Raw genomic sequence first — 13,390 nt, forward strand, 5'->3', positions numbered from 1 at the left:
TCCTCTCTATTTTAAAATTAAACGATGATTTCACCGCGGTTGCAGCGGTCAATATAGTCTTGAACCTGGTCGGCGGACGGCATAGCGTCTGAGCAGCTGTGGCTGGAAATAACGATACATGCAGCGGCGCTGCCGAACTCCATGCTTTTCTCAATTGACCAGCCCTGCATGCTGCCGTACAAAAAGCCTGCCGCATACGAATCGCCTGCTCCAAACGTTTTAATGACTTTGGCCGGGAAGCTTTTGGCCCGGTGTGAAGCGCCATCCTTCGTATAAGCGATGGAGCCGTCCTTGCCATGCTTAATAATGACAATTTGCGCGGCATAATTAAACCATTTCGCTGCGGTCACATGGTCATCACGCTCCGGATTAGGCTCGAAGGTTTCCATATTGTCAAATTCTTCTCTAGTACCCATAATAATATCGCATTTTTCAGCCGCCAGGTTGTAATAGATGGCCGTTTCCTCCGGCGAATTCCACGTATATGGACGGTAGTCAAGATCAAAGGCAATAACGACGCCATGCTTGCGGGCATAATCGATTGCCAGGAACACGGCTTCGCGTGAAGGGTTTTGTGCCAGCGCTGTACCCGAGATAAGGAGCATTTTGGAATTAGCAATCAGCTCCTCGCTAACCTCCTGCGGCTTAAGCAACAGGTCAGCAACATTGTCGCGGTACATCAGAATGCTGCACTCCGACGGGCTTTTAATTTCGGTAAAAGCAAGCCCTGTCACTGCACCGCTGTCATCCGTCACGACGCCCGAAGTGGCAATTTGATTATTTTCCAAATAAGTCGTAATAAAACGGCCCATCTGATCATCGGCAACCTTGCCAATAAACGATGTTTTCATCCCGAGTCGGGACATGCCAATCGCAATATTCGCCGGAGAGCCTCCAACGTATTTCGTAAACGTCATAGTCTCTTCCATCGGGCGATTAATTTCATTTGCATTCAGATCGATGCACAAGCGGCCAATAGCCGTAAAATCCAGCGGCTTCGCTGCGTTATATGTGATATAAGACATCCCTAGGCCCACCTCCAGCAGTTATTTAATGTTATAAAATACTTAATTCTTTTTATTTAATGAAGTTAAATAGCGAATCGCTTCCTTCGCATATTCATACGGATTATAAGTCGCAGGGTCCTGCTCACCTTCAAGCATCGCCCAGCCGTTATAGCCGCGAGCTGTGAGCTCTTGAAGAACTGGCGCAAAATCAAGGCAGCCGTCACCCGGCACCGTAAATACGCCTTTGCGAATACAAGTGACGAAATCGGCCTGCTCTGAGCGGGCTTCATCGAGTACAGACTGGCGAATATCTTTCAAATGAATATATGCAATGCGGTCATAGTGCTTATTCAGTACATCCAGCGGGTTTGCTCCACCATAATAGGCATGACCCGTATCGAACAGCAGATGCACATAGGCAGGGTCCGTCAGTTCCATCAGCTTGTCGATTTCCTCCGGCTGCTCAACTACGGTTCCGCCATGATGATGGTAAGCCAGCTTTAAGCCGTATTCAGCCGCTATTTTCCCAGCAGCGTTAAGGCCTGTCGCAAGCGACTGCCAGCCGGCTTCATCCAGCCGCAGCACCTCCGTCTCATTGGGCGTACGGCGCGGATCAAAATGCAGCGAGCCGCCAACCTCAGCCGTGCTGATCACCTTGCTCCCCATGCTTTGCAGAAACTCGGCATGCTTTCGGTAGCCCTCAAGCTCGGCCTCGCGGTATGCGGGATCGGAGAACAGCACCGACTTCCACTGGGACACGAGCTGAATGCCTCGTTTACCCAGTTCCTCGCGCAATACAGCAGTATCTGCCGGGTATTTGCGACCCATTTCCGTTCCGGTCAGCCCCAGCCGCTGAATATCATCCAAAATCTGCTCATAGGTCGTATCCGCCCCATGCTCCCGCACATCCTCGCCCACCCAGTTAATCGGGTGAATGCCGAGTGAAAATGTAAATGGCTTCATCGCTTACCCCAGCTCCTTATTCAAAAAATAGGATCAACCTGCTACAGCTGCTTCGCCTTGCTGAGCTTTGCCCGCATGGCTTCATGTGCCCTCCGCACCTTGTCGCTTTCTGATACAGCAGGAACGCCGACATGCCACCAGGATTCATAGCCGCCGGAGTTCGTTCCCGGCAATACGCTAATTTCAATCAGCGTCGTGCGATCTTCCTGCTTCGCCTGAAGCAAAGCAACACGTAGCTCCTCCGCATTTGTTGCTTTGTATGCGCTGGCGCCAAGACTGCGGGCATGGGCAGCAAAATCAATGGGCAGCGGCTGGCCCGTGTATCTGCCTGTGCTCGCTTCACGATAGCGGAACTCATTGCCGAAGCCATCACTGCCATGCTCGCGCTGCAAGTTATGGATACACTGGAACCCATGATTGTCAAAAAGCAAAATCGTAAACTTGCGCTGCTCCTGCAAGCTCGTCACCAGCTCAGAATGCATCATCAAGTAGCTGCCATCGCCAACCATGGCGTACACCTCGCGCTGCGGCTCGGCGAGTGCCGCTCCGAAAGCACCGCTAACTTCGTAGCCCATGCAGGAAAAACCATATTCCATATGATACGTTTTCGGCTCGGTCGAGCGCCATAAGCGATGCAAATCGCCAGGCAGGCTTCCGGCAGCGCCCACGACGACGGAAGATGAATCAATCGTTTCATTAATGACACCGAGTGCCCGGGTTTGGGAAAAGCCGCCTTCATGCTCTTCGTTGTAGAGACGGTCAACCTCTGCATCCCATGCCGCTTTGCGCTGTGCCAATTCCACATCGTTGTAGCTGCTCTTGTAATTCGCTGCTTGCAGCGCATTTTGCAGCGCTTGCAAACCCGTGCGGGCATCGGCAATTACCGCTTCCCCGCCAAGCTTCGCTGCGTCAGCGCCATTTAAGTTAATGTTGATAAACTGCACATCCGGGTTCGCGTATGCGGACTTGGATGCAGTTGTGAAATCCGAGTAGCGCGTGCCGACCCCAATGACCAGATCAGCTTGTTTGGCCCATTCGTTCGCTGCCAGCGCACCGGTTACGCCAATAGCTCCCGCATACAGCGGATGGCGCCAATCAAATGCGCTTTTTCCTGCCTGCGTTTCCGTAACCGGAATGCCGAAGGCTTCGGCGAACGCTCGCAGCTCGGAGGTCGCGGACGCATACAAGACGCCGCCCCCTGCTACGATAAGCGGATGCTTGCTCGCTGCAATACGCTCCGCTGCACGGGCTACTGCATCCGCCGCCGGCTCGCGGCGGTCAACATAATGCACGCGTTTTGCGAAGAAGCTCTCTGGATAATCATAGGCTTCCGCCTGCACATCCTGCGGCAGCGCGAGCGTGACCGCCCCTGTCTCCGCCGGGTCTGTAAGCACGCGCATCGCCTGCAGCGCTGCGGTAATCAGCTGCTCGGGACGAACGATACGGTCCCAGTAACGGCTGACGGCCTTGAAGGCATCTGTTGCCGAAAGGGTGTAGTCGCTGCTGACCTCAAGCTGTTGCAGCACAGGGTCCGGCTGGCGCGAAGCGAAGTTGTCGCCGGGCAGCAGCAGCACCGGAATGCGATTAACGGTCGCAGTTGCCGCTGCCGTTACCATGTTCAGTGCACCTGGGCCAATCGATGTCGTACAAGCATAAATCTGCTTGCGATTACGCTGCTTGGCGAAGGCTGCTGCTGTGTGCACCATGCCCTGTTCATTTTTACCTTGAATAAAGGTTAAGCTGCCTGCGCTTCTTTCCAGCGCCTCTCCCATGCCGGTCACATTGCCGTGACCGAAGATGCCGAATACTCCTTCAACGAACTTCGTTTCCTCACCATCAATCGAAATGTATTGCTGATCCAGAAACCGCAGCAGCGCTTGCGCCATCGTCAATCGAATCGTCGTCATATCCATTTCCTCCTATCGTAGATCTATAATCTGAACACTTTCATCAAGTTTATAGCAAGCTTGCAGCAACTATGTTTATGCATTGGATTAAGCGCTTAACTTATCAAAGGAATGGCGCCTAATATTTTAGATTAAGCGCTTCACCCATAGGCTACTACAACATAGAGCCGCTGACAAGTATTTTCTTGAAATATAAGAACTTATAAGTTTCACCCTTATACTCCGCTTATATTTCTCGGACTGAAACGCGCCGCGCCGCCAAAGGACGGCGACAGCCGTTTCACCTTGTAGCCTTGCTTTTTCCACATCTTATTTTGCGTTATCGTCGTTTGTTTGCGTTTGCAAATGCCGCTTCAGCTTGGCGACTTCTGTGCCGGCAAGCATCATAATGCCAATGCCGTGATTGTCGTTAACGACCGTCCGCAAATCCTGATCATAATAATCCGCTGTGAAAGCGTAGCGCGAGCCGCTGCATACGCCGTGAACATTGCCTTGGCGGTCAATAGCGTAGCGCGTCAAACCGTCCCATGCGCGGAACGCCGCATTCATGATAGCGGCCGGCTGCTTCACCCAGCCGAAGCGAACGCCCCGAGCAAAGCCATAGGCAAACATCGCCGTGCAGGAAGCCTCCAAATAAGTATCCGGACGGTTGACTACCTGATGCCACAGCCCCCGCTCCGATTGACGAGCGGCATAACCTTCGCATAGCTCATTAAAGAAGTCCAGCAGCTCATCGCGCAGTTCATGCGCCTGCGGCAACGCTTCCAGCACTTCGGTCAGTGAAAAAATCGTCCAGCCATTGCCCCGTCCCCAAGGAATGCCTGTCGCCCTGTCATATTTAAAATCATACACATGGGACATCAGCTTCTCCTCTGGCATGAATAAATAGCTTTTGAAGCGCAAAAACTGCTTCGCCGCTTCATCCAGTGCCTCACGATTGCCCGTTAAGCGAGCATAGCGGCAGAGAAATGGCGTACTCATGTACAAATCATCGGCCCACATCGTATTGGCGGCATATTCGCCCTCACAGGTGCGATAAAACGCGCCATCGGGCTTGCGTTCCAGCTTATTCAGCATAAAATCGGCGATGCGCTCGGCAATTGGCTCTACGTCAGCAGCAGCCAGCCCTACCCTTGACTCCAGCATAGCCGAGCCGAACGAGCCGCAATTATCGAGCATTTTCATCATGACGAGCTGCTGATTAATGGCTGGGAACCCGTATTGCTCACGATCCCAGAAGGAATAGTCGTACATCTCCGTGCAAGCTTCCACATGCTGAGTCGCATAGCTGACGATATCCGGACGCTCCAGATAACGTCCCGTTTGCAGCAAGCCGTATATCGTAACGCCAAGCGGATAATCCCACCGCGCATAATTGGATACCGTACCCACTGTCCATTTATTGCTTAGCATAGCATTTTCGTAATAGGGTCGTACCCAGGTGTTCGGCAGATCGAGCTGCCAGTAGGTGTGCAATAACTTCCTCTGTGCAGCAGGCTCCGATGCCTTGTTAAGAGGATAAAGAAGATCGGTGCGAATAAGCTGCTCCCAAGTAGGGCTAGTCGCTTCCGCTTCAAATGGCCCAGCATACAACCATTGTCCTGCTCCAGAGCCATGCACTTGCTGCGGCAAGCTCAAAGTGACAGCGCTGCCATCATTGGCATTTGCAGCCGTCAGCTCGAAGCCCCAAGACTGCTCGCCGCACACACTGCGGGCTACGAAATGATGCTTGCCTGTATCCAGCAAAAGCTCAAATCGGAAAGATCCTGCCGCTGTGCTTTCACCTACCTGTTGTCCTTCCAGCCACAAGGTCAGCTCGCCAGAGGACTCGCCTTCCAGTACGACGGCCTGTTTCCCAGGCAGCGGCTGATTTATTGTCGTCCAGGCATAGGCGGCTTTGCCACGCTGCTCTCCGAAAATCCGTTCCAGCTGGCCAAGGCCGCGCTCTTCCTTCGTCCATTCGATCACCGGCAGCCAGTCCAGCCCCGATTCCTGCTGCTGTGATCCCAATAAGTCCGGCTGCGCCACTTCCACCCGTTTGCCTGACTCAAGCGCAGCATCAACCGGCTGCGAGAAAATCCATCCTGCTTGCCCGTAACGCTCCTCGAACGGTGCACGGACATTCATAATCCGCACCTTGGCCTCGTCAGAGCCGATTTGACAGCCGAAGCCCGCTGGCGTGCAAGTCATCGACAGCCATAAGCTGTTCCAGCCCTTTGCAAATACTAGACTCAGCTTAACCGTTGCATCCGGGCTGATTTCCTCTATTACATTCGAACGAAAGACTAGCTTGCCGTTGAAATATAGCCTTACAGGACCAAAGCAGCGCACATTAATATCCAAGCTGCGCTCCTCATCGCTCCATACGAGCCCTGCTCCATAGCTCAGCTGCCCAGCTTTGGCCTCTGGAAACCGTGCAGCCAAATCCAGTTCGTACAGCCCTTCTGCATTTTGCAAAACGCCATTTTTGTTAAAAGCGCGGAAAATAAATCCCGCCTGCGGATTCGCACCAACATAACGGTCGGCCAGCAGCTTCAAAATGGCGCTATCTTTGTCGCCAAAACGATGCTGTGCACTTTCCTCTGTTTGAAAATAAATCGACATCGAATGATCACAAATCCTTTCCATGGCGTAGCTTGCTATTGGTTAATCTATGCGACGAAAAAAATGATTAGGTATAGCGCTTAACTTAGTGAAAATGAACCGCGCTTGCGACTGCCAGTCAACTGGCGATCTACCTCACGCGGCATTGAAATTTTAACCTTATGCAGACATTATAGCTGAAAGCGCTTCATCTTGTCATCTCTTTTTTTAAGGAGAGCGTTCCTCTTTTAATTTCGATCGTTATTTATGGATTCGCCTAGACAATGAAATCGACCATCGAACGCGCCGTAACGCGGCTATCACTCGTTTCCTCGCCCGTGCTTGCGTCTGCATTGAAATCTCCTAGATGATGCGGAATAAACGTTACTGTCTTAACCGTTCCCGGCAGCAAATCAAAGAAATTATCACTAAAGCGGCCTTCACGCCCGCAAGTCAGCCATACGCCTTTGGCAAGCGTATTCGTCTCCAGCGTCCACTGAGTACAGCCATCGTGCTCGGACTCTGTTATTTTCAGTTCGGCATGGGCTAGCGTGATATCCTTCATTGGCTCAAAATAATGCAGCTCGCTTGAAAGAGTACGGCCATCCGTTTCATCCAGCAGCTCTGCCAGTAATACGCTTGCTGCGGTGTTGGCAGCTCCAAGCAGTTCGGAGCGCTGAAGCGTCAGCACATTAGCCGCACCGTTTGCGTCTACGCGGACAGGAGTACTTTGCTCTCCCAGCAGCTCGCCGCTAAAGCTGTACAATCGCAGACGCAGCTGGCCTTGTACGGGAACAAGCTGATCGGATACGATGTGGAAGCTGATTTCCCCCTCTTCCTTGCGATCGTTTACCGACAGCAGGCAGTCTGCGAAGCTTCTTGCAGCATAATATTGCAGCGCCTTCCAGCGCCCGTAATAGTCCATGCCCGCCCAGGAGGCTACAGGCCAGCAATCATTCATCTGCCAATACAAGGAGCCCATGCAATACGGCTTGCGGCGGCGATGCGCTTCAATAGCCGTTTTCATCGCTTCCGCCTGCAAAATTTGGCTCATATACAAAAACGCCGGAAAATCCTTCGGCTCGGACATATACATCTCCATATATTGCTTAATGAGACGGTTGCCGGCGCCATTTTTCTGATGGGCGAGCATGACGGTGGATTCCAGCTCCATATCCGCCTCTTCCGCATAGCTGCGAACCGATTTGTACTCGGGGAACGACTGGAAGCCATATTCGCTCATGAAGCGCCCGACGTAACGATTATAGTTTTCAAATGGCTCTACATTATGCCACACGCCCCAATAATGAATATCTCCGCTAGTCGAGGACGAATCCGAGTGCTGCGTAAGGTCGCCGGTCAGATCAACCATTGGCGAGGAAGGCCAATAATCAATTCCTACCGTTAAGGACGCTACAGCTTCAGGCAATATACGATGAAAAATCGCCTCATAGTCTGCCCATAGCTTCGTTTGCTGCTCCTGCGTGAACTCCTTTTTCCAGCCCCAGCCGCCATCTGGAATAAAATGCGACCATGCGGTATCGATCTCATTATTGCCGCACCATAGCGCAATCGATGGATGATTGCGCAGCCGTTTAATGTTATCCTCAGCTTCCAGCTGCACGCTGCGCAGGAACGCTTCGTCTCCCGGATACATGCTGCATGCAAACATGAAATCCTGCCACACGAGCAGGCCATACTCATCACAAAGCTCATAAAAGGCTTTTTCCTCGTAAAAGCCCCCGCCCCAGACGCGAAGCATGTTCATATTCGATTGTACGGCGCTTACGATTTCATGTTTATAACGGTCGTAGCCGACTCTCGTCGTGAAGCTGTCATTCGGAATATGATTCGCGCCCTTGGCGAAAACCTGAACACCATTCAGCTCCATATAAAATGAAGTGCCAACCTCGCCTTTCTGTCTAATGAGACGGATCGTGCGAAGTCCGGTCGTCACCTTCTGCGAATCATATCGCACCTCGTTATTGCTTTGCCAGCATTCGATCTGGAACGTATACAGCTCTGGATTGCCGAGACCTCTGCACCACCACAGCCGCGGATTTTCAACTTCAAATGGAATTTCAATCGTCTGTTTGCCTGCGGCTAAAGAAGCAGAATGCCCACTAAACATGCCTTTATCCGATGATGCCAGCTTCAGCACGACATCACATTCGCGTTCGGCTTCGAGCTCAACGACGGCTGTAAGTCTCGCCAGCTCCGCCCCTACCTCATCCTGACGAATATATACATCCGTAATCCGAACATAGGACCAGCCCTCCAAATATACAGGACGCCAAATACCGCTCGTTACGAAGCGCGGACCCCAGTCCCAGCCATAATGGTAGGGCGCTTTGCGGGCAAAAATGCTAATTTTCTGATCGTCAAGTCCGCCGACCTCGGATTGATCATTTGGTGCTGGCAGCGCATAACCAAGCTGAGCCAGCTTCGGCAAATCTTCTTTAATCGGCGAGCGGAACAGAACACGCAGCTCATTGTCGCCAGCTGTCACCCTGTCCGTGACATCCACTCTCCATGTGCGGAACATATTATCTGCAGCCAGTATATGCGCTCCATTCAAATACACATCCGCATACGTATCAAGCCCCTCGAATACGAGCTCCTGCTTAGCCCTAGCAAGCTGCTCCGTTGAAGGCTGAAAGCTCGATACATATTCCCAGTCTTGTTTGTCCACCCACTGCGCGTCCTTCTCATTTGTTCCATAGAATGGATTTGTCAGCTTGCCATTTTGAATTAAATCCGTATGTACACAGCCTGGCACGACAGCCGGCAGCCATTCTCCCTGAATTTTATCCTTAAAATTCCAATCCCCTATCATCCATTGCTCTTTCATCGTATCCTCCTGAAAATGAAAAAAGTCAGTTAAACACATGAAACCTTACTCCGGAGACTGAGCCGCCGAAGCAAGGTTGCCATGCATTTTACCGCTAATAAATGTATCGTTAATTCTACTTATTGCTATTAGTAGCCCAAAGCTGTTTTAGCTTCTTTCCATTTTGCATTCAGCTTGTCGAAAGCTGCTTGCAGATCATCAGCAACCAGATACTCTTGTACATAGTTGCCAGTACCGATGCCGATTTGCGCTTTATTGGCAATTTCATTGAATTTTGGATCTGTAGCTTCGCTTTCCAGCAGTGTTGGGTTAGTTGCTTGGAACTCAGCCAATTGAGCAATTGTCGACTGCGCCGACTTGTCGATTGGCATGAATCCGGATTGCTCTACGTAACCGGACTCTTTCACGAAGAAGTTTACCCAAGCTGTCGCAAGCTCTTTGTTTTTGCTGTCTTTGCTTACGCCAACCAAATAATCCGAACCAAGCGGTGCATTGTATTTGCCGCTATTGTCGTATGGAAGTGGGAAGAAGCCAATGTCGTCTGACGATGCGCCAGCGCCTACGATTTGTGGAATGACCCAGTTACCAAGGAAGTACATAGCCGCTTTACCCGATGCAACCTCGCCTTTCGACATTTCCCAGTTGTTTGTCGACAGATCTTTTTCAACCCAGCCTTTTTCAATGAAAGTACGGCCGATATTGGCAAGAATACCCCAAGCGTTGTCCACTTTGAATGGTGCTTCATCTGTTACAAGCTTGGATACAAACTGCGGATCGCCCGCAACGTACCATGCAGAGCCGTCACCCCAGTTGCCCATTGGCCATTGTGCGCCATAGTTCATATAAAGTGGAATGATGCCTGCTGCTTTCAGCTTTTCCGCATCCGCATACAGCTCATCAAGCGTAGTTGGAACTTTTTCGATACCTGCTGCTGCAAAAGCTTTTTTGTTATACACGATCCCTTGCGTATTTACGCCAGTCGACAATCCATAACGTTTGCCATCGAACAGCGACAGGTCAGCGAAAAAAGTATTGGTGAAAAAATCATCCGGCAGCGGTTCAAAATATTTCGGATATTCCGATACGGCAAGTCCAGCCGGAAGCATCAATACGTCGCCCGCTTCGCCCGTTGTTAGGCGAACTTGGATGTCTGTCGCATAGTTGGTCAAGCCTTCAAACTCAATTTCAGCTTTTGGATATTTTTCTTTAAAAGCTGCTGCGTATTTATCTAGCGTCCCATCGTTGAGAAAATCGGTACGATGCGTCAAAACTTTAATTTTGCCGCTCAGCTCGCTAGCTGCGCTGGCTTCTGGGCTTGCAGCGGAATCGCTAGGGCTTGCAGAAGCTGCTGGAGCGCTTTCTGCTGGTGCATTATTGCCGCCACAGGCAGCGAGAATGGTAGTCATTAATAAAATTGCGGAAGATAAAGCCAAGCCTTTTTTCATTTTGTTACCCCCTGAGTCATATTTGGTATCGCTTACATCGTAATCATATACGCTCTGAAAACAAAATAATATGACGCTGTTTTGTTTTTATTGTCATGAATTATGCTAACAGCGTCATCTTTTGTTAGTTTGCTTAGCTGCGGCGCAGAAAAGCATATTCCGCCTGCTCCATCAACTCAAGATTGCGGCTGATCAGCTCGGTACGCTGCTCCACGCTTGCGCGGGAACGCAGATGATCCGGCGGCGTTTGCTTCACATAATCCACCAGCTGGTCAATGCTTGTTACAGCTGCATGCACCCTTGTATCGGAGGAAGCGTAATAAATGTACACTTCGCCGCCCGGGAGCTGGACGGCGCCATTACAAAATACAACATTAGATACATCGCCTACACGCTCTATGCCTTCCGGTGCAAGCAAATGTCCGCCCGGCGCATACGTAACTTTGTTCGGTTCATTCAGATCCGTCATGAAAGCATACAATACATAACGCAAGCCTGCCGCTGTATTGCGCACACCGTGAGCAATATGCAGCCAGCCATCAGCCGTCTTGAGTGGTGCCGGCCCCTGTCCATTTTTCACTTCTTTAATCGTATGGTAAAGCTTGCTGTCGACGATTGTTTCTTCGGCGATGACAGCCGGATTCATGCTCTCCGACAATCCCCAGCCGATACCGCCGCCTGCTCCGGTATTAATGAAGCCGTCCTGAGGACGTGTATAAAAAGCATATTTACCATCGACAAATTCAGGATGCAGCACCACATTACGCTGCTGAGGCGACGGGGAAACAAGATCCGGCAGGCGCTCCCATGTGCGCAAATCCTTCGTGCGGGCAATGCCGCCCTGGGCAACCGCGCTTGACGTATCGCCAGCTGGTGCCTCCGGATCTTTACGCTCGGTGCAGAATAGGCCGTATATCCAGCCGTCCTCATGCTTCACAAGCCGCATATCATACACGTTAATGTCTGGATCTTCCGTTTCCGGCAGCAATACCGGATAATCCCAGAAGCGGAAGCCTTCTGCGGGAGAAGCACTTTCGGCAACCGCGAAAAAGGATTTACGATCTGCCCCTTCTACGCGAACCATTAAATAAAACTTGCCACCGAGCTCAATGGCTCCTGGATTGAAAGCGGCATTTACACCGATCCGCTCCATTAAATACGGATTGGTCTCCGGGTCCAAATCATAACGCCAGTATAAAGGCGTGTGCTCATTCGTAATAACGGGATGCTCAAATCTGGCAAATACACCATTTGATTGCTGAACTTGTTTATTAGGCGCATAAAGCAGCTGCTCATGCCGTTCCGATATTGCTTTAAGCTGTTCCAACCATTGATTCATAAGGGCCTCCTAATGATTGATTTCGAATTTATTTATGTTCATTAATTATTAATGCCATTAATCCTAATTCGTTCTAAGCGCTCGATAGCTTCGAAGCAGGCCCGGCTGTTGTGGTACGGGCATTTCCATGGATCGATTTTAGGATAGCTTTCGTCCGCAACACCTTCGCGGGATACTTGCCAGTGCCATTCTCCCGTTTCCTTATTGGATACGAAAGCCGTAATAAACTGCCAGCTGCTCCATGCCGCATCCAAATACCGCTGCTCCTGCGTTAGCTCATAAGCATTTAGAAACCCAACCATCGCTTCCGCCTGCGGCCACCAATCCTTCGCTGCATCCAGATGTCCGTCTCCATCGGCCTCATTATAAATGCCGCCATCCGCATCTACGCCCTCGGCAAGCGTGGCGTGCGCCATTTGAACAGCTGCTTTTCTTACGCGCTCCTCAAGTGCTTTATCGCCCAGCACTTCAGCCGCTTCCCACAGCAGCCAGCTTCCTTCGATGTCATGACCGTACGAGATATGACGGGATTTGGAGTTCCATGCATCATCAAAAAACAGCTTGAAATGATGGTTTTGGGGATCAATGATATAGTCCAGATGCAGCTCAATAAGCGTCTTCAGCTTGTCGCGAAGCCCCTCCGGCCTCCAAACTCGATACAAATTCGTATAAGCTTCCAGCACATGCAAATGCGTATTCATCGATTTGCGCTCATTGAGATCCTTGCCGCTGAGGCTCAAATCATCCGTTTCCTGCCAATTTTGCGCCAGCGCTTCAATATAGCCAAGATGAACCGGATCAAAGGCATGCTTTTCCAGCAATCTGTAGATTTCCTCTGCCCACGGCAGCACGTCCTGCTTGCCAGTAGCCCGTACATATTCTGCTAATGCATAAATAACAAATGCCTGCCCATACACTTGCTTTTTCGTCTGAACCGGATGTCCGTCCTTATCAACCATCCAGTACAAACCGCCATGCTCCTGATCGTGAAAATGTTCCCGCAGCGCATCTAGAGCCCGCTCTGCCATTTCCAAATATGGCGCTTCCTTATAAATGCGGTACGCCGACGAGAAAGACCATAAAATCCGCGCATTCAGCACGAGGCCCTTATCTGCATCTTCCGAAACAGCGCCGTCGCTTGCCATATAGCCAATAAATCCGCCATTCTTCTCATCTACCGCATGCTTCATCCAGAAGCCAAGAATTTGTTCGCGCACTTCCTCTGTCAGCGAATTTTGCCACTCGGCGATATCCAGCATATTTTGCGTTCCTGTCACGTTGCTCATTTTTCTTTC

At 50.9% G+C, this 13,390-nt stretch carries 8 protein-coding genes; all 8 read right to left on the minus strand.

Annotation, left to right across the window (positions count from 1 at the left end):
- Nucleotides 1–17: 17 nt before the first annotated feature.
- Nucleotides 18–1,025, minus strand: a complete 1,008-nt coding sequence (iolC, locus tag ACSR9A_RS04010; RefSeq protein ID WP_473755784.1) for a 5-dehydro-2-deoxygluconokinase — start codon at nucleotides 1,023–1,025, stop codon at nucleotides 18–20.
- A gap of 42 nt (nucleotides 1,026–1,067) precedes the next feature.
- Complete coding sequence (iolE, locus tag ACSR9A_RS04015) at nucleotides 1,068–1,970, minus strand: myo-inosose-2 dehydratase (protein ID WP_473755785.1); 903 nt, start codon at nucleotides 1,968–1,970, stop codon at nucleotides 1,068–1,070.
- Nucleotides 1,971–2,011: 41 nt separating this feature from the next.
- Nucleotides 2,012–3,877, minus strand: a complete 1,866-nt coding sequence (gene iolD / locus ACSR9A_RS04020; RefSeq protein WP_473755786.1) for a 3D-(3,5/4)-trihydroxycyclohexane-1,2-dione acylhydrolase (decyclizing) — start codon at nucleotides 3,875–3,877, stop codon at nucleotides 2,012–2,014.
- 309 nt (nucleotides 3,878–4,186) lie between these two features.
- Nucleotides 4,187–6,505: a glycoside hydrolase family 88/105 protein gene (locus ACSR9A_RS04025; protein WP_473755787.1), complete on the minus strand. Its 2,319-nt coding sequence runs from the start codon at nucleotides 6,503–6,505 to the stop codon at nucleotides 4,187–4,189.
- Nucleotides 6,506–6,737: 232 nt separating this feature from the next.
- Nucleotides 6,738–9,311 (minus strand): beta-mannosidase, encoded by a 2,574-nt coding sequence (locus ACSR9A_RS04030; RefSeq protein ID WP_473755789.1) that lies wholly within the window; start codon nucleotides 9,309–9,311, stop codon nucleotides 6,738–6,740.
- Between the two features lie 128 nt (nucleotides 9,312–9,439).
- Entirely contained in the window at nucleotides 9,440–10,756 is a 1,317-nt protein-coding gene (locus ACSR9A_RS04035; protein ID WP_473755790.1) for an ABC transporter substrate-binding protein, read from the minus strand.
- A 133-nt stretch (nucleotides 10,757–10,889) separates the two neighbouring features.
- Complete coding sequence (locus ACSR9A_RS04040) at nucleotides 10,890–12,095, minus strand: glycoside hydrolase family 130 protein (protein ID WP_473755791.1); 1,206 nt, start codon at nucleotides 12,093–12,095, stop codon at nucleotides 10,890–10,892.
- 41 nt (nucleotides 12,096–12,136) lie between these two features.
- Nucleotides 12,137–13,381, minus strand: a complete 1,245-nt coding sequence (locus tag ACSR9A_RS04045) for an AGE family epimerase/isomerase (protein WP_473755793.1) — start codon at nucleotides 13,379–13,381, stop codon at nucleotides 12,137–12,139.
- Between the last annotated feature and the right edge of the window lie 9 nt (nucleotides 13,382–13,390).

Source organism: Paenibacillus sp. R-74696 (genome assembly GCF_055814915.1).